At 44.9% G+C, this 19184-nt stretch carries 11 protein-coding genes; 10 read left to right on the forward strand and 1 reads right to left on the reverse strand.

The window, feature by feature from the left end:
* Window positions 1-52: 52 nt before the first annotated feature.
* From B2107_RS12975 to B2107_RS12995, 5 genes are all read left to right on the forward strand, one after another.
* Window positions 53-3661 carry a SusC/RagA family TonB-linked outer membrane protein gene (locus tag B2107_RS12975; protein ID WP_293956084.1) on the forward strand — a complete coding sequence of 1203 codons (3609 nt, stop codon included), beginning with the start codon at window positions 53-55 and terminating at the stop codon, window positions 3659-3661.
* Window positions 3662-3673: 12 nt separating this feature from the next.
* Window positions 3674-5098, forward strand: a complete 1425-nt coding sequence (locus B2107_RS12980; RefSeq protein ID WP_293956085.1) for a RagB/SusD family nutrient uptake outer membrane protein — start codon at window positions 3674-3676, stop codon at window positions 5096-5098.
* A 19-nt stretch (window positions 5099-5117) separates the two neighbouring features.
* Window positions 5118-7616: a zinc-dependent metalloprotease gene (locus tag B2107_RS12985; protein ID WP_293956086.1), complete on the forward strand. Its 2499-nt coding sequence runs from the start codon at window positions 5118-5120 to the stop codon at window positions 7614-7616.
* A 48-nt stretch (window positions 7617-7664) separates the two neighbouring features.
* Complete coding sequence (locus B2107_RS12990; protein WP_293956087.1) at window positions 7665-8207, forward strand: DUF3347 domain-containing protein; 543 nt, start codon at window positions 7665-7667, stop codon at window positions 8205-8207.
* A 220-nt stretch (window positions 8208-8427) separates the two neighbouring features.
* Window positions 8428-10467, forward strand: a complete 2040-nt coding sequence (locus B2107_RS12995; RefSeq protein ID WP_293956088.1) for a tetratricopeptide repeat-containing sensor histidine kinase — start codon at window positions 8428-8430, stop codon at window positions 10465-10467.
* A gap of 9 nt (window positions 10468-10476) precedes the next feature.
* Here the strand turns inward: B2107_RS12995 and B2107_RS13000 are convergent, their stop codons facing one another.
* Window positions 10477-11136 (reverse strand): response regulator transcription factor, encoded by a 660-nt coding sequence (locus tag B2107_RS13000; protein ID WP_293956089.1) that lies wholly within the window; start codon window positions 11134-11136, stop codon window positions 10477-10479.
* 215 nt (window positions 11137-11351) lie between these two features.
* Between B2107_RS13000 and B2107_RS13005 the strand changes: the two genes are divergently transcribed.
* The 5 genes from B2107_RS13005 (at window position 11352) to B2107_RS13025 (ending at window position 19170) form a co-directional block, all read left to right on the forward strand.
* Complete coding sequence (locus B2107_RS13005; protein ID WP_293956090.1) at window positions 11352-12911, forward strand: fimbrillin family protein; 1560 nt, start codon at window positions 11352-11354, stop codon at window positions 12909-12911.
* A gap of 38 nt (window positions 12912-12949) precedes the next feature.
* Window positions 12950-13117 carry a hypothetical protein gene (locus tag B2107_RS13010; RefSeq protein ID WP_293956091.1) on the forward strand — a complete coding sequence of 56 codons (168 nt, stop codon included), beginning with the start codon at window positions 12950-12952 and terminating at the stop codon, window positions 13115-13117.
* A 177-nt stretch (window positions 13118-13294) separates the two neighbouring features.
* The gene (locus tag B2107_RS13015) at window positions 13295-15535 is read left to right on the forward strand and encodes a PAS domain S-box protein (protein ID WP_293956092.1); all 2241 of its coding nucleotides are present in this window, start codon (window positions 13295-13297) and stop codon (window positions 15533-15535) included.
* A gap of 1 nt (window position 15536) precedes the next feature.
* The gene (locus B2107_RS13020) at window positions 15537-15908 is read left to right on the forward strand and encodes a response regulator (RefSeq protein WP_293956093.1); all 372 of its coding nucleotides are present in this window, start codon (window positions 15537-15539) and stop codon (window positions 15906-15908) included.
* Between the two features lie 283 nt (window positions 15909-16191).
* Complete coding sequence (locus B2107_RS13025; protein WP_293956094.1) at window positions 16192-19170, forward strand: SusC/RagA family TonB-linked outer membrane protein; 2979 nt, start codon at window positions 16192-16194, stop codon at window positions 19168-19170.
* Window positions 19171-19184 lie beyond the last annotated feature (14 nt).

A 19184-nucleotide genomic window follows, 5' to 3' on the forward strand; every position in this document is an offset into this window, starting at 1 on the left:
CTTTTAACAATACATATTTAACAACTAAATACTACATTAACCTACATCTACCATGTCCTACCTAACCCCAAAGCGACCGGTATTTTTGCGGAAATACTTGAGTGTGGTCGCTGGAATTGCTTTGATGAGCATGATTGATCCTTACGAACTACAAGCTCAACAGGTTCAGTTAAATTTTAAAAATGCCGATGTCAAAGAAGTGATCACAAGCCTATCGGATCGCTACGGCTACGAATTTGTTTTCGATGGGAATCTGTTAAAATCGGCCCGCCCGATCAGTGTCAACCTCAAACGCTCGAGCGTTGCGGACGCATTGTCCATTTTGTTTAAGGATCAGCCCTTCAGTTACCGTCTGGAAAACAAGCGCATCATCCTTTATCGGAAAGTGGCATCCACCAATAGTCAGCCCGTGCGCGGAAAGGTTATTGATAGCCTGGGCAATACCATCCCCGGCGTTTCAATCCACAACCTACAGGACAATAGCCAGACGATGAGTTCCGGAGATGGCGATTTTGAATTGAGTGTTGCCAACCCTGCAGACATCCAATTGTCTTTCAGCCACGTCTCTTTTCAAGAAAAAGTGATGCGATTCAGTCCAGATCAAATTGCGCGGCCGGTACGGGTCATGCTGAGCGCAAAAGAGTCTATGCTCAACGAAATTATGATTACAGGATATCAGCGCATCAGCAAAGAGCGTAGCCCTGGAGCATATACCACAGTCACCAATGATCAGTTAAACAAACAGATCAACGTCGACTTAGTTTCTGCGCTCGAAGGCCAGGTAGCTGGACTGACCTATATCAAAAACCCTACGCGCTCCGCTGCAGACAGTCCCGTACTTCGCGGAATCGGCACCTATTCCAATCAGGTCACCACCAATCCACTTATCGTCGTGGACGACTTACCCACCGAGCTTACCCTGAGCGACATCAACCCCTATGACGTCGAGTCCGTTACCGTACTGAAAGACGCAACAGCAGCATCCATCTATGGCGCCCGGGCAGCCAATGGCGTTATTGTCGTTACCACTAAAAGAGGAAAAGGCCAAGGAGTTTCCGTCAACTTCAATGTCGATCAGTTCATCACGCAAAAACCGGATATCGCCAAGATGCATTACGCCAGCACATCCGATCTGATCGACTATGAAATCGATGTCTACAACAAAGAAAGATCGCGCTATGCGAATACCGAGTCTTTGTTCAATTACTACGGAAGGTTGGGTAGTGGAAGTCTAAAATATTATTCACCGTTATACGATCTATTCCGAAAAGAATCTACCGGGGCCATTAGCACGCAAGAACGCGATGCGACGATCAATACCTGGCGCAACAACGATTATATTAAAGAGTTTACAGACAACGTCTGGCAGAATGAATCACGCCAACGGTATAACGCCAGCATCTCACAGAATTCGTCCAAAAGCAACACCTTTGTTTCGTTCAACTACGATAAAGGAAAGGGGCTAGTGCAGCACGAGAAGAATGAGAAATTCAACCTGTATTTGAAATCCAGCTTCAACGTCACCAAATGGTTAAATGCGACAGTCGGACTGAACGGCACCTACGGTGTCAATAAAGAAACCGAAGGCGATTACAATAATGTATTTTTACAGCCTCGCTATACACGCATCAAAGATGAAAATGGCAACCTCGTGTATGCACCTTACGTTGACCTTTCAAGTTCCGTCGGACCCGGATCGGCCATTAACGGCGAGACAGCAGAACAGATTGCCGCAAACCCAAATCTAAAAAGTACCGCCTTTAATGTGCTTGAAGCCTTGGGCGAAGGCATCGAGAGCAGAAAGAATTTAAATCTTCGCGCATTTACAGCGTTGCGGGCCACCATTTACAAAGGACTCTCTTTTCAAACACAGTTTTCCTATGAACTGGGGCAAACTTCCCGTGAAAGCTTCTACGACGAAGACAGCTACATGATGCGTGTCGCATCAAATGCAATGGTCAGCTACAATGCAGCGACAGGCGTATACACCAAGAACCTGCCAGCAGGAGGCCGTTACTATCAATTCGAATCCAAACGGTACAACTATACGTTCCGCAATCAATTTAACTATGACAACACCTTTGGCCAATATGGCCAGCATCAGCTAACCGCCCTCGCCGGCTTCGAGATGCGTCAGTCGCATACACCGCGTCCTATCCAACAATTGCTTGTGGGCTACAATCCCGTAACCTTGACATCGACCACCATCGACTGGGCCACATTAAGTAAAACAGGGGTAACGAGTTATATCTATGGAGGCAATGTCCGCTTAGGTGACTTGAATGGCGGTGCGCAAAAAGAAACTTTGCACCGATTCACTTCGCTATATGCCAATGCCGGCTATACCTATAACAACAGATACAACCTAACCGGAAGTATCCGTGTTGATCAGGCCGATCTTTTTGGCGTAGACCCCAAGTTTAAATACCGCCCGTTATGGTCTGTCGGAGCAGGATGGAATGTCAGCAACGAAGACTTTATGAAAAACAGCGAATGGTTAAACTCGCTCAAGCTGCGCGCCACGTACGGTATTACCGGCAATGTGGATCAAGAAAGTTCCAGCTATGGTACCGCCACCTGGAAATCCGATAAGCTTTTCCCCTACCTGCAGTATCTCGAGCAAAAATCGTTGCCCAATCCCATGCTGCGCTGGGAGAAAACAGCAACCACCAACTTCGGTGTAGATATTTCAATGTTAGACAACCGCCTGTCCGCCACTATCGATGCCTATAATCGCTACAGCTCCGATTTGCTGATCAGCGCAGTACTCGACCCAACCGTCGGAGCCAATTCACGCGTTATCAACAATGGGGCCTTACGCAACAGAGGAATCGAGTTTAACATCAATGGCGTGTGGCTCAAAAAGAAAGATCTGACAGCAAGCACCCAACTGGTATTCTCCTTCAACAAAAATAAGGTCGAGAAAGTGAATGGATTGACCGCTACCGCGCAGTCCTATGTTGGCTCGCCTAGCAATTACTTTTTTGAAGGCAGCAGCTACAATTCCATCATGGCCTATCGCTACGCCGGCATGGTGAATGGTTACCCCTACTTTCTGGATCAAAACGGCGAATCCAATGTGGTTTTTGATGATAATGGCACCCCTACAAAGATCAACGGTATCAATTCACCCGATGCATTGGTCAACTTAGGGACACTGTTTCCAAAATATACAGGATCCATCAATCAGCGTCTGCGCTATAAAGCATTTGATCTTTCGGCCATGTTTGTCTTCTCCGGTGGACATAAATTGCGCAAAGATGCCATCGACTTCGCAAGCGATAAACTGACTAACGCAGGTCTGGTGAACCGCTGGGCAGCAGGAGCCACCAACGATTATCCCCGATTGATGGTCGATTATCCAGACAACCTACGGACTGGCGCGAGCACCTTATCAAATCTATGGCGCTATAGCGATCAGCAGATTGTTGCGGCAGATTATGTGAAACTGCGAAACATCGCGGTCGGTTATCAACTGCCAAAACAATTGGCCCATAAAGCCGGCATGCAAAACGTCAGGTTAACGGCGCAGGTCAATAATTTATGGACATGGAGCGCCGCCGGCAATGATATCGATCCAGAATCCTATTCACTCAATAGTGGTACACGCACTTTGCCCCTGGCCAAATCATTCCTGATGGGACTTTCAATCACTTTTTAACCCAAATCTACGATGACTTTAAAAACTATAATGGCGGCATGTGCGACTCTAGTAGTCTTTTCCGCCTGCGATAAATACCTCGACATTACACCAAAAGGCTCCCAATTGGTGCGTACCACACAAGACTATTACGACTTGGTGGCCTACCCCAATAGAGGCTACCCCGTCAATAATTTTCAGTACCTGGTCGATGACCAATACCTCAAAGAATCCAATGTTATCGGTTTGACGCCCAACATCAATACCATCAACTTTTTGTTTCAGGAAAAGGAAGACAGGGTCAGTCAACTCAACTCATCGAGCTTTTACAACCAGTGCTACAAATACATTGCACAGTGGAACATGATTATTTCCCTGGTGGATGAAAGCCCGGGCGATAGCCAATTGAAGACCCTGGCTAAAGCCGAGGCCAAGATGTTTCGAGCTTTCGATTATTTCCACCTCATCAATGTCTACGCCAAGGCCTATGATGCCAGCACGGCAGCGCAGGACGGTGGTGTCTGCATCATGGATAAATACGACCTGGAGGCCAAACCAGTCAAGTCGACGGTACAGCAGGTATACGATTTTATTCAAAAAGATATTGACGACGCCATACCCCATCTGCAAGAGAAACCCAACAATCCCTATCACCCATCGCTGGCCTTTGCTTATGCATTGAAAGCCAAGGTGCACCTTTTCAAAAGGGAGATTGCCGAAGCACAGGCGGCAGCCGAAAAAGCCATGCAGCTGAATGGACAGCTCATTGATCTGGTACAATATGAAAAATTGGGCGGACCAAGCAAGACACCGATCATCGCCGAAAATAATCCCGAAGTATTGAGCTACATGTATATCAATGGCTACACCGAAATGAACTTTGGGTACAGCTACATGTTAAGTCCCGAACTGACGAGCATGTTCGATAAAGAAGACAAGCGTTTTAGTTTATTCTACACCAAGACCAATGCCAGCTTTCTGGATATCGGCGCCGGAGCAAGTTACTACAACGTCAAGTATACCGCATTTTTCTTCCCCACCGTTGGACTAAAAACACCGGAAATTTACCTGATGCTGGCCGAATGTTATGCCCGTCAAGATCAATATGCCAAAGCCATCAGCCTATTGAATAGCCTACGCAAAACCCGCATTGAAGGCGACAAGGCCATTCTGGCCGTTCCGACGACACGCAAGGAAGCGATGGATCTGGTTATTAACGAGCGCCGCCGCGAGCTGCCGATCGGATACCACCGTTTCTTTGATCTGAAACGCTTAAATCTCGAAAAAGAATATGCCAAAACACTCGTCCGTGTCTTCCCGATTGTCAATAAGACGGTCGAGCAAAAGACCTATACACTGGCGCCAAACTCCAGAATGTACATCATTCCGTTTCCATTGGACGCCATGAAGTTAAACCCAAACTTACGGTTAAATACAGACGAAGCCGTACCGTTTTAATAGATGCTATAACAAACACATGAAAAACAAAATTATCTTAAGTACCCTCGCCCTGCTTTTGTCTGGCGGTATAGTCCAAGCGCAGCAACCCTTGGAAAAGAAAGCCGATAAAACGGCTAGTAAGACCGATACGAAGACAGCGGCCAAAACAGATACCCTGAAAACAAAAAATGACCTCTATGAGGCCTACAGTAAAATTTTAAATAAAAAAAGAATATCCCGCTCAGGCGTTTTTAATGTTATCGAATCCGAAAAGAAGTGGTACCTGGAAATACCCGATAGTTTGCTCAACCGCTATTTCCTTACCGTAACCCGCCTGGTGTCGGCACCACAGGGATTTCCGATGTATGGCGGCGAAAAGCTGAATGAGCAGACACTTTACTTCGAAAAAGGCCAGGGCGACCGTATACAGCTGCGGGCAGCGATTTACAGGCAGGATGCGCCAGAAAACGATGCCATCCGTACCGCATTGATCCAGTCGCAGGAAGATCCTATCCTTGCTATCTTAGATATCAAAGGACTACAGGCAGGCAGCAACAGTTATTTGGTAGAGGTGACCGATCTATTTCGAAAAGACAACGCCGCCCTTTCCTTCGACAGCAAGATAAAAAGCGAAAATAAGCTATCCTCCCTGGCAGACGACCGTTCTTTCATTACAGATATGAAGGTATTCCCCATCAATCTGGAAGTAAAGACCACCAAAACCTACAGCTCCACATCAGGTACGCCAGCAGCCATGTTAACAGGTTCATTGACCTTTACTACCAACACATCGATGGTGCTGTTGCCAAAAGTACCGATGAAAAAACGGATTTACGATGACCGCGTAGGGTATTTTGCCAACAAGTATGTCCTCTTTACCGATAAAGACCAACGGTCCAAAGCCTTTAATTTTATACAGCGCTACCGTCTCGAGCCCCAAGCGAAAGATCTAAAACGCTACTTAAAAGGCGAATTGGTCGAGCCTCAACAGCAGATCGTTTATTACATCGATCCGGCGACCCCAAAAAAATGGCGCCCCTACCTCATTGCCGGCATCAATGATTGGAATAAGGCATTCGAGCAAGCCGGCTTCAAAAACGCCATTGTCGGCAAAGAATGGCCCGAGCAAGATACCACCATGAGCCTCGAAGACGCACGGTTCTCTGTGATCCGGTACTTTGCCTCCGAAAAGGCGAATGCCTATGGGCCACGCATATCCGATCCCAGAAGTGGCGAGATTATCGAAGCCCATGTAGGCTGGTATCATAATGTCATGAAACTCGTTCAGCAATGGTTTATGGTGCAAGTGGGCCCATTGAACAAAGCTGCACAAAAAATGCAGCTAGACGACGAAGTGATGGGGCAACTGATCCGCTTTGTATCGTCGCACGAAGTAGGGCACAGTTTGGGCCTCCGTCACAATATGGGAGCAAGCAGCCAAACGCCAGTAGAAAAATTGCGCGACAAAAAGTGGGTAGAAAAAAATGGGCATACCGTATCCATTATGGATTATGCACGCTTCAATTATGTGGCGCAGCCCGAAGACGGTGTAGGCCTGGCCGGCATCTATCCACGCATCGGCAGCTACGATAAATGGGCCATCCAATGGGGGTACCAATATCTACCCCAATTTACGAGCGGTGAAGACGAGCAACTCTACCTCAGCAAACAAGTAACAGACAGTCTTAGAACCAACCCCAAGCTTTGGTTTGGCGGCGAAGGGAACGATGAAGACCCACGGTCACAACGAGAAGACCTTGGCGATGATGCCGTATTGGCAAGCAACTATGGAATCAAAAACCTAAAAAGAGTGGTTTCCAATTTGGTCGAATGGACGAATGAACCCGGCGATGATTACAGCAACCTCAAGGATATGCACAAATCGGTGCGCGCACAGTTTGACCGTTATCTTTACCATGTCCTCAAAAACATCGGTAGTCAGCACATAACCAAGAAAGTACGTAGCCAGGAGGGAGCCGTTTATGCAGCAGTTCCGAGAGAAAAAGTCAAAGCAGCCGTGCAGTATGTGAATGACCATGTATTCACCCCACCCCTATGGTTATATCCGCAGGACATCCAGGATTTGATCGGCAAAGATGCCAACAAAGAAATCGTCGAGCAGCACGAACAGATGCTGAACATGTTGATGAGTCCAGGCATGCTCTACAATGTGTACATGAAGTCCTTCAACAGTACAAATCCCTATGGCCTCAACGAATATTTAAACGATATGGGTGGAGCGATCTGGACCTTACCCGCTGGCGATCCCCGGGTTGCCGTCTTTAAACGTGCACAACAACGCTTTTTTCTGGAAAAAGCCAATCAGATCATCAATCCCAAAGTTGGACAGGGATCCGATATCATTTCACAGGCACAGCGCAGTGATGTTCAGCTCTATGTGCGGAATTACCTGAGCGCCTTAGTGCCCGAAATTAATCAACTTGCCGCAAAACAGACAGATCCACTAAATAAACAGCACCTGGAACTGATGTTGCTCGAAATAAAACGCATTCAAAACCAAATAAATAAAGATTAAACCGAGCTTACTCGAGCGATCATTATCCATTTAAAAGAAAATAAGAGCATGAAAAATAAACTAAAAGGAATTTACATAACCTGCTTGATCAGTCTTCTCATGATTTCCTGTCAAGCAAGCCACGGACAAGATGTCGCACAGGCACAACGTGACCGACTATTTAAAAGCTACATGGAAGTAAAAAAGGACATCCAGAATGAAAACTTTGCCAGCGGCAAAGCACATGCCGTTCAGCTGGAAAAAGAAGTGCAGAACTTTCGACTGAAAGGATTGCAGCTCGACGACATGATGCGTCTGAAAAAAGTAAGTCAAACCATGAAGGCCGATGCTGCCAGCCTCAAAGCCGCACAAGACCTAAAGGCTATGAAAGCGTCGTTTTCTGCAGTCACACAATCCCTATTTACCATTATGGAGACGATGAAATGTACCGATGAGGCGATGTACCTGCAGTATTGCCCTATGGAAAAAGGCTATTGGCTGAGTTACGACAAGGCGATAGAAAATCCGTACGCAGCGTCGATGCGCAAGTGTGGTGAACTGGTCAAAGGAATGGCACAAGCCGATTACCCCAAGCCCGTAGCCTGCCATTAATTTCCGCACGAACGCGGTAATCACATACAGATCAGGAGCTGTCCAAATAGATTGGGCAGCTCTTTTTTATTGGGAACCGCTCCACCAATATACAACATGATGATTACAATAGAATTACCCAACAAAAATTCAGAAGCGGTTTAACATTATCACTATGCAGCATTTTTTTTTACGATTTAATGCCGGCACATGAGCAGGCATCTTGTTATCTTTGCGGGCAATGCAATATTTATCGAATGAAAAGTCGAGGTTTGGAATAGTCGTCACACTGTTGATGTTGTTTTTCCTAATTACTACGGTATCTTGCTCCAATTCTGGTACGGAAGCGGCCAACAGTAATTCTAAGATCGACACCACCACGATTGATAGCCTCAATGCGCGAGCAAACAGCTTATGGTCAAGTATTCCCGATTCAATGATTACAATGAGCAAACGTATAGTAGCTACTTGCGATAGTGTAGGCTACACAGCAGGAAAAATTGATGCTCTTCGCAATCTCGGTAGAGGTTACTATGAAACAGGCAACTATAATGAGGCTATTCAGCAGTACAATAAATCCTTAGAAATCGCTTTGGAAACTGGAAATATGGAGCGTGCGGTTAAAATATATAGCAATTTAGCTATGCCCTATATTGCCCTCGGAAAACACAAAGATGCATTAGCAGAATTAAATAAAGCATTGGACGGAGCTGACAACTATAATTTGCCCAAAGTCAAAGCCCACGCAACGCACAATATCGGGATGGTCTATCATTATCAACTTATGATGGATAGTGCAATTTCCTATTATACCCGTAGTCAGCAGCAATATGAGCAGATGGGCGACACCTCAAAATCGTCATTTATACTCGGCAATATCGGCCATATTTTCCTCAATAAAGGAGATTTTGAACGAGCAAAAGCCAATTATCTTCAATCCCTGAAACTCGCTGAAACGCAAAAAAATCGTAAGGCAATAGGGAATGCACAACAATCTCTGGGGGCGCTTTTTCTCGAAATGAAAGATTTAAAAAATGCGCTTATACACTTCTTAAAAGCGAAACAAACCCTGGAATCTACAGGAGAGAAGACAGAATACTTGCGTTTATTGGATAATCTTTCCGAAACCTATTTCCAAATCGGTGATACAGCAACTGCCGTCAGCTATGCCAAAGCCTGCCAAAGCTTAGCGCAATCGCATGGACAATTATATTATTTGCAGAGTTCATCAAAAAGGCTAAGCGAGTTTTATGAAAGAAACAAGGATTTCGGCCAATCGCTGGCATTTTATAAAATCTACAAAGCTGCATCCGATTCGTTGTACAGCAACGAAAACAAAGAAGAATTGGTACGAAAGGAAGAAGAATTCAAATTTAAAAAACAACAAAGCGATATAAAGGCCGTCTACAGCGCCAAGGTGTCGCGCCGAAACGCCATCCTGGTCATCGCATTGGTTGTTATCCTATCCATGTCAGTCATTGGCTTCCTCCTGATAAAAAATTTTAAGCAGGCCCAGAAAAATAACAAGATGCTCCAGAGCACCAATGCCTTTATCGAGGAGCAGGTCATCCTGCTCGAAGAAGCAAACAAATTCAAAAAATCGTTAATCTCGATTATAGCACACGATATCAGATCGCCAATAAATAGTTTACTATATATCCTTAAGCCATTTAAAGATGGGCTTATTTCGGAGTCCCAAACGAGAGAATTGTTATCGTCCTGTTATGATGAAATTGATACCTTAACCATTCATATCGATAATCTGTTGCTATGGGCTATTCAGCATTTGCATACAGTTCATCTTTCGGTAGCTAATTTCAATATAAGAGCGCTCTTTGAAGATATCGTCAAACTTTACGAAAGAAGACTAAGCGAAAAGCAGCTTACAGCAGCAATTGATTGTGACGCCTCACTTGCCATCTCTTCCGACCGCGAAGTGATCAATATTATCGTCCGTAATTTGGTAGATAATGCCATTAAGTTTAGTCGATCAGGGGAAAAGATAGTCATTCAAGCCAAAACAAATGCCCGAGGCGACCGTGTCATTTTTTCCGTTGCTGATGCGGGGCATGGCATCGCTAAACATGTACGAGATAAAATCTATTCAGATGCGAAACCTATTTCACTGAACGGAACAAGCGATGAAGAAGGTTCCGGCTTGGGCTTAAAGCTCTGTATCTATTATTTAGCCCTTTGTCAGAGTGAACTCCAGATCCACAGTATCGATGGTAAAGGCGCTATCTTTAGTTTTGAATTGCAATCTTCTGCCCATGATCTTTAACGGTTGGCGCTATAAAAGGCCATGATCTTTTGCCAGCGTCACCAGATGAGTCATCGACTGACACGCTGCTTTAGCCATCATATTTCTGCGATGCGCTATCACCGTGTGGGGGCTCAAAAACATTTTCTCTGCAATCGCTGCGATTGTTTCGCCATTAGCGACATGTTTCAACAATTCTATTTCCCTTGCAGTAAAATTTAGCTGCTGCCCCTCTTGCTGATCGAGGATTTCTTGGAAAAGAGGATCCACGAATAACTTCCCCGCAGCCACATCTTCGATACATTGTTTTAATGTACCAACCGAACAGGATTTACTTAAAATACCCGCCGGATTGTACCGTTTCAAAGTCTGAATAAGCAATGGCGACATGGCACTTGTTAAAAATACAATTTTTGCATTTTTATTGATTCTATTAATTTCCGATAACAACGACAGCCCATTTCCTTCTCGGAGGTAATAATCCAGAAATATAACCATGCTTTCCCGATTAAAAGCATTCAAAAATGTAAAAAAGTCCGCTACGTCGTTGCAAGTTTTAACAAAATCAAATAAGGTATAGCGCTCCAATAGCAGCGAAAAAGCATCTGCAAAGAGCCCATGATCATCCAATATTATTGCATGCTTAGAATTGTTCATTACCACAGTTCCTTCAAATAAAAAATCCGCCAAAGGTAATTCATTTAAACGAACTCTTTCTTTTGGCAGTGACCATATACCTAAATTTTGCTATTCACAATCCTATCCATAGCAAGTTATAGGTATATAAGCCCATGGAAATTGTTAATTGATAGACTTTGTAGTTTTTTTGTACAAATTTTCCCTATTCCATGTTCCACAAGAATTTAGGGAACAACGGGGGTCGCACACATCAACTGAAGGTAAAAATGTCATTTAAATTTAGAACCATTTGCAGTATTGGAATGCTGTCATTTGCAGCATTGACCAGTATGATCATTACTTCGTGTAAAGAAACTAAGGATAGTGTTTCATTCGCTGGAAAAGCGAGTGTGAGTATTCACCTCTTGGGTGTAGAAAATCCAGTTACCATCACATCAAAATCAAACAAGAGCATCCACACGTCGACGTCTGATAAGCCAATTCGGGTAGCTTTAACAGCATCAAGTGCTATTGAAGCCACATTGTCTCCAGTGCCGTTAACCCGATATGGCAGTCCGCTGCGGGCATCAGCGGCGCCTCGTGCCGCTGCTACTGAAGAGCGTTCACCACTTGGAGAAAATGTGAAGTACAAAATAGTTGTCTATAATGATGCCGGCAAATATGTGACGGAGAAAATATATACAAACCAGGTAGATAATGATCAGGAGATAGCGTTGGATGCTGGTCATACCTACACTTTTGTAGCATTTTCCATCAATAGTACCACTACAGTACCCACAATAACCGCACCGGACGATCTAAATACAGCGAAGTTAGCCGACATCAGTGCAGACCTGATGTATTTTAAACAGCAGCTACCGGTTCAATCTGGAGATAATACGATCGACGTGGTTCTAAGGCATCAATATAGCGAGGTGACAACAAATCTAAGTATGGACACTGAAATGACGGGAGCAATTACCCAACTTGGCACAACAACCATCGGGCCCACACATCCGAGCGCAAATCTGCAGTTAGCAGACGGTTCCATCACCTACAACGGATCAACATCTACTTCAAATGTTGTATTCCCGGCACTCGGTCCAGGATTACGTACAGTATCCAGTGTCCCATCGCTATTGATTCATCCAGTAGAAACCAATGGGGTGTTCAATTTTGGATCAATAACCATTGATGGCGAAACGAAGAACAATGTATCGTTTACAGGATTGAGGATTGCACCTGGAGAGCGTTACAATTTGAACCTCACCTTCAAAACCTGTACGGAAGAGGTCACCGGAGGAGCCAACCTGAATTGGAATTACCTTGCTTCCGGGGGTGGAGCAAATGTGAACGGCACTATTGTTCCAAATGGATCGATTGTAGAACAAACTTTGACGGCGCCAGGAGCCGATTATGGTTTCGTATTTGACATTCTAGAGATGGACAATTCGTTCAACATGGAGGTAAATGGAATCCCATTGGCTACTCAAGAAATACAATTCGAAGCCAATATAGCCATCGCGCCCAAGAATGTTGCCTTTGAAGATGGTAGTCTGCATGGAGGCATCAATACAGCCGGAGGTACAATTCCGCAAATCTACGCCATGGTAGGCACCGCCACCAATCCACTTATCCGTGTAGTGATCAGCCGCGAAGGAAAAGTAAGCATGTATGGTAGTAAAAGTTCCGGTGGCGAGCTATATCCTTTGGTACTAACTGCAGGTTCATTTAATACGGTGCCTTGGAATCCAGCCTCCAATACGGTCAAAATAACGCAAGTCGTACAAGGTAAAACTTCCATGGTCGGAGCAGGTAGCGGTAGAAAAAAGGTTACATGTAGTTAATTTCTATGCTTGATTATACGGATAAAAATAATGATGTCATGAAAAATACAAAGAAAAAAAATTATATAAGCCCCCAAGTTTTTACACTGGAAATCGCGTTAGAGCAAGGAATCGCAGCAGCATCTCAGCCTCAGCCCGTTCAAAGTGTAGCACCACAGGAATCGTGGACTGTTGTCGAAGACGACAACCGAACCATAGATTGGTAATGCCGAAAATCAAATTCGATGCAGATATACGATTTTTTCGCAATGAGTACCGTCAAAACACCTGTATTGACGGTACTCATTGCGAAAGTACACCGCGGTTGATGTAACCTATCTATTTTTTTGCTATATTTAGATACACAACTTTTTACTGTGTAAAACGTATACCCATGTATCTATATGCTTAGTGTAACTACCGAAAGATCCGATTTTGACCGAGCCATATTCGACCTAGTCCCGCTACCCATGTGGATCTATGACCTAGATACATTACGTTTTCTTGCTGTAAATAAAGAAGCCATTCATCAATACGGATATAGCGAAGAAGAGTTTAAGCAGATGACAATCAAGGATATTCGCCCGCAAGAGGATATACCAAAATTGGAGGAAGCTGTAGAAAGAACCAAAAGCCGACTAAAAAAATTTAAGAAAAGTATTTTTCGGCATCAGAAACGTGATGGTCGCATCATGTATGTACAGATTAAAGGCAACACCATCAATTTCTACGGCATTCAAGCCGAAATCGTTACCGCCACCGACCTGACCGAGCTTTATGAGAAAGAACGCAACTTAGACAAGGCCTACAAGGAGCTTTCATTCAGCGAGAAACGGTTTCGATCATTGATCGAAAATGGACGTGATCTTGTGGCTATAATCGACCTCGAAGGCAAATACAAATATGTAGCCCCCTCCTCCATTAACGTCTTGGGCATTGAACCCGAAGCTTTCCTGGGCAAAAATGCTTTTGACTACATCTATGAAGAAGATGCTCCCCACGTCATGGGGCAGCTTAGCAAAATAACAGAGTCGCAGTCTGTGTCCATTGATGCCTATCGTTTTCCCGATGCAAACGGCGATCTGCGCTGGTTTAAAACCGAATTGTCAAACCACCTCGATACACCATTGATTGAGGGTATTATCGCCACCACCCATGAAATTACCGCCGAAATAAAAGAGAAAATTGTTAATGATCTTTTTACCGAACTGACGTCAACATTTGCGAAGTCTTTTTCCTTGGTATCCTCGTTGGATCAGGCCCTTCAGCGGCTTGTACTGCTCCCCAAAATACGTGTGAGCGAAATATGGCTGGTCGCTCCAGACCACAGCGAGTTACACCTTGTCTCAAAATCCTTGCAGCAAAGTAAGTTTGCGCTATTCCACCAACAGACACAGGAATTGACTTCCTGTACGGAAGAAGACGGGCTTGCAGGTAGGGTCTGGAAAGAAAAAAAGGTGGTTATTTGGGACGATATCGGCGCAAATAAAGATTTTCTACGCGCAGAAGCGGCCAGGGCGGTGGGGCTTTCCACGGGCATCGGTCTACCGATTATGTATGGCGATGAATTTCTTGGCTGCATCGTATGTTTTTCGACGTCTGCGCCAGAGAATCTTGTCGAAAAGATAAATTTACTGACCAATGTCAGCGAAAGGCTTGGCCCACTTGTCAAACAAAAAGTAACAGAAGAAGAATATCGTAATGTTTTCAATATTTCTTCAGATCCCCTTTGCGTTATTGGTTTTGATGGTTATATCAAAAAATGCAACAAAGCTTTCAGCCAACTGCTGGGTTATCCTACAACCTATCTATATGCTACACCAATGTTTGACCTCATCCATGCCGATGATCGAGAGCGCTTAGCGGAAGGGTTATCGTTATTAATCAGCGGCCATATCACCGAGCGTTTCTCGGGCAGGTTTTTAACATCCGCCGGTGAATTGAAATGGCTGCAATGGTCGGCTACTGTAGCAGCAGAATCCAAAACGATTGTTGCTGTCGGGAAGGATATTACCAAACAAAAGCTTGCCGAGCACGCGTTACAAACAGCTTATGAACAATTACAGACGGCTCAAAAAATTGCTAAGCTAGGCTATTGGTTTAGAGCTATAGATTCGGATATCACGGAATGGAGTGATGAGATGTACAAAATTTATGATTGTTCGCCTAGCACCTTTATCCCCAGCTTAGAAAATATCAAGCAGACTTTGCAGCCCAAAGACCAGTATATGCTCGAGGATGACCCTTTATTTCATCTGGAGTCTGGAAGTATCAAAAGCTTTGAGCATGAAATCATTACCTTATCGGGGAAGTTGAAATGGGTGCATCAGGAAGTGCGATTAGTGACCGATGAAACGGGGAAGGTCGTTAAAATTGAAGGCACGATACAAGACATTACAGCTTCCCGCCGGGCTATGGATCAAATTAAGAAACAGAACGATACACTCCGTGAAATCGCCTGGCTGCAATCGCACGTCATCCGGGCCCCACTAACACGGATCATGAGCCTAATTTACCTTTCGAAGGAATTAGATGGTGGCGGAAAATCGCCCGATGAAATTATGGATCTGATTATGGATTCCGCACAAGAATTAGATAATGTGATTGCGCAGATCACTGTTAAAACAAACCTTATTCATCATTAAAATGGAACAGATACTACTCATAGATGACGACGCTGTCATCAATTTTATACATACCAAAATCATTGCTAGTGTCTATCCCGATGCGACTGTGGTCATTTTAGAAAATGGGAAGAAAGCGGTGGATTACATACAACAAAATCAGCAAAATTCCTATCTCGTCTTCTTGGATATCAATATGCCGATTATGGATGGCTGGCAATTTCTGGAAGCGATGCTAGATTTTCCCAATAAGGACAACTTGCGCATACATATGTTAACTTCTTCCGTCGATTTACGAGACCAGAGTCGCGCAGCAGACAATACCATGGTGCTCTCCTATCTTCCAAAACCTCTAACAAAGGATGTTTTACGATCGATACCCGTTGAACAATAGCTGGCATTAGATAAGTAGTCCATCAACTATTACGCACTTTAGGCAATACCCCCTTCATTGCGTCAAATCGTCTCAAAGTATCCTCATATTGTCTCAACAGGCAATACCTCTCCTTTCTATGCTGTACATTTAAGGTTCAAATCACACCAATTATATGCAGTATCTTGAATTTGAACATAACGATGTTATCTGGAGTCCGAAAAGCATCTTGACCATGCTAAAAAGATTGCGACTATCCCTTTCAGCGTAAACAACCAATACACTTATTAATAAACATTAGCACATGAATTTTAAAATGAACAGTTTTAAAGTGGCTACTAAATTATTGCTATTCAGCAGCAGTTTATCTGCTGGAGCCGCTTACGCATTGCCCCATGCCCCCTATGTTCAGGAAGCCCAAACTACAATCAAGGGCAGTGTCAAGGATGAGCAGGGCAACCCCATTGTTGGTGCCACTGTCTCCGTCAAGGGTAGCACCATCAGTACCTCCACCGACGCCAATGGCGCGTTTACACTCAGCAATGTCGAGAAAAATGCCGTCCTTATCATCCGCATGATCGGCTTTACCGCCAGAGAAATTACCTATAATGGCAGCTCCAGTGTACATGTACAACTGCTGTCAGACACGCAGCAGCTCGAAGAGGCTGTTGTTGTAGGCTACGGTACTTTGGACAAAAAAGAGTTGACCAGCGCCGTATCGAGCATCAAGCAGAAAGACATGGTTGCGGGGGCTGTATCACCGCTCTTGGCGATTCAGGGAAAAGTACCCGGTCTCAGTGTACTTTCCAACAACGGCACAGACCCCAATGCGGGCATCTCACTTCAATTGCGTGGGGTCAATTCGGTCAATGCCTCACAGGGTCCCCTGGTGGTTATTGACGGTGTCCCCGGTGGCGACATCAATTCCGTTGCGAAAGAAGATATTGAAACCATCAACGTACTTCGGGATGCCTCCGCTGCAGCCATCTACGGAACACGTGCTTCCGGTGGTGTCATCCTGATCACCACCAAAAGACCTCAGGTTGGCAAGGCGCAAGTGAATTTTACGTCCGAATACTTTGTCGAAACCATCCGCAAACGTCCACAGGTATTATCGGCAGAGAAATTTGTCGAATATGGCCTCGGTGAAGACCTCGGACACCGTACAGACTGGTATGATGAAGTCACCAATAACAATCCATTCAGCCATCGGCAGGTCGCCAACATCAGTGGTGGTTCCGAAAACGCCAATGTTTATACCACCTTTACCAAACGCGACGCCAAAGGGATGGCGATCACGTCCAAACGTGAGGAAATTGGTGGGCGGATCAACAGCGCCTTCAAATTTTTCGACGGCTTTGCGGAGTTAAATACAAATGTAAGCTACAACCAGGTGAAAGCGTTTGGATCTAACGGAGACATCTTTAACAACAATGATATTTTTAATATGGCCCTGGTGCTCAATCCCACCCAAACACCTTACGATGCCAACGATGTGAGCGGATACAATGTATTGGAGGGAGGATATGACACCTGGAATCCTGTCGCTGAGGCGCGCCTGCGCAGCGATGAAAAGCAATTCAAATACCTGTTGGCCAATGCGACCTTAAAATTGAACCTCACAGAACACCTGACCACCAGTGCGACCATCGGCGTAAAAAACAACAGCGAGCATGGCAACTATTATCGATCAGCGCAACATCGCATTTCGCGGGAAAATAATGTGGATGGATTTGCCAAGCAATATTACAGCCGGTTCAATGACCGCATCTTTGAGTGGACCGCCAATTACACCAACCGATGGGCCGAACATTCCTTAAACGCTGTAGCAGGCTACAGCTATCAAGATTTCAATGGACAAGGATTTTCTGCCGAAAACTCCAATTTCCCGGTGGATGGTATTGCCGACAACGACATGGGTACAGGAACCTATTTACCAGACGGTCGGGCAGGTCTTGGATCCTGGAAAAACCCATGGGTCAAACTTGCCGCCTTCTTTGGCCGTGTCAATTATTCTTATCTAGACCGCTATATCCTCACTGCTACAGCACGATACGAAGGATCGAGCAAATTTGCACCTAAAAACAGATGGGGCTTCTTTCCCGGACTTTCCGCAGGCTGGCGCATATCACAGGAGCCCTTCCTCAAAGATGTTAATTTTATCAACGACCTAAAACTCCGGGCAGGCTATGGCGAAACGGGCAATGAAGGCTTCGATGCAAAAGTGGCAACACGGATGTATAGTGCCGACACCTGGTTTCTACAGGATGGTAAATGGTTCAGGACATACGGTGTGATGCACAACCAAAATCCAGATATCAAATGGGAGGTCAAAAAAGAATACAACCTTGGGATGGACTTTTCTGTACTGAACAATCGCTTAAGTGGCCGTTTTGATATCTACAAACGTAAGATCGATGATCTGATTTTCGACATCAGCGTATCCCAGCCCCCAGCAATCCACGATCGGACAACCATGAATGTGGGTAGTATGCAAAATACGGGGTACGAGTTTGAACTGAACTTCAAAGCCGTAGACAACGACAATTTCAGTTATACAACAAGCCTAGTGGGTTCGCATAATAAAAGCAGGCTCAACACCTTATGGGGTAGTCAGACCTTTACCGACCGGAAGGACTTCCCGGCCCCCGGCTCACCAGGGTCAGCGGTGAGGTTATATCCCGGCGAGGACATTGGCCGCTTCTTCCTTTGGAAATTTGCAGGATTTACCGACGATGGTTATTGGAAACTATACGATAAAGACGGTAATGCATTTGACGTGCGCGACCGGAATAAAACGGTAGGCGACAAGTCATTTGTCGGCAATGCCATTCCAACACTACAGCTTTCCTGGAACAACCAGTTCAGCTATAAAAACTGGGATGCCAGTATCTACATGCGCAGCTGGATCGGACACGATGTGTTCAATATGATCAACATGTACTATAGCCTACCTAATGTAAAAGGTCAGAATGTTTTGGAAGAAGCCTACGACAAACATAAAAATATCAAGGGAGAAAAAGAGCTGAGTGATTACTGGTTAGAGAAAGGCACCTTTCTTAAGGTTGACGCACTCAACATCGGTTACCGCTTTAACCAGAATTGGATCAAGCCCTTAAAGTCCATGCGGATATATGCCACCGCACGCGACCTCTTTGTATTTACAAACTATACGGGGCTAGATCCAGAAGTCAATATCAATGGTCTCGAACCGGGCTTCGAAGAGCGCAATGTCTATCCCAAGACACGGACTTTTATGATGGGTTTACAAGTAAATTTTTAAAGCTAGCAGGACAA

The sequence above is a fragment of the Sphingobacterium sp. UBA7855 genome, from assembly GCA_002500745.1.
In the GTDB taxonomy this organism is placed as follows: domain Bacteria; phylum Bacteroidota; class Bacteroidia; order Sphingobacteriales; family Sphingobacteriaceae; genus Sphingobacterium.

Excerpts from the sequence above, each read along its gene's own strand:
- B2107_RS12975 (WP_293956084.1), top strand. The coding sequence starts at position 53 with ATGTCCTACCTAACCCCAAAGCGACCGGTATTTTTGCGGAAATACTTG.
- B2107_RS12980 (WP_293956085.1), top strand. The coding sequence starts at position 3,674 with ATGACTTTAAAAACTATAATGGCGGCATGTGCGACTCTAGTAGTCTTT.
- B2107_RS12985 (WP_293956086.1), top strand. The coding sequence starts at position 5,118 with ATGAAAAACAAAATTATCTTAAGTACCCTCGCCCTGCTTTTGTCTGGC.
- B2107_RS12990 (WP_293956087.1), top strand. The coding sequence starts at position 7,665 with ATGAAAAATAAACTAAAAGGAATTTACATAACCTGCTTGATCAGTCTT.
- B2107_RS12995 (WP_293956088.1), top strand. The coding sequence starts at position 8,428 with ATGCAATATTTATCGAATGAAAAGTCGAGGTTTGGAATAGTCGTCACA.
- B2107_RS13005 (WP_293956090.1), top strand. The coding sequence starts at position 11,352 with ATGTCATTTAAATTTAGAACCATTTGCAGTATTGGAATGCTGTCATTT.
- B2107_RS13010 (WP_293956091.1), top strand. The coding sequence starts at position 12,950 with ATGAAAAATACAAAGAAAAAAAATTATATAAGCCCCCAAGTTTTTACA.
- B2107_RS13015 (WP_293956092.1), top strand. The coding sequence starts at position 13,295 with ATGCTTAGTGTAACTACCGAAAGATCCGATTTTGACCGAGCCATATTC.
- B2107_RS13020 (WP_293956093.1), top strand. The coding sequence starts at position 15,537 with ATGGAACAGATACTACTCATAGATGACGACGCTGTCATCAATTTTATA.
- B2107_RS13025 (WP_293956094.1), top strand. The coding sequence starts at position 16,192 with ATGAATTTTAAAATGAACAGTTTTAAAGTGGCTACTAAATTATTGCTA.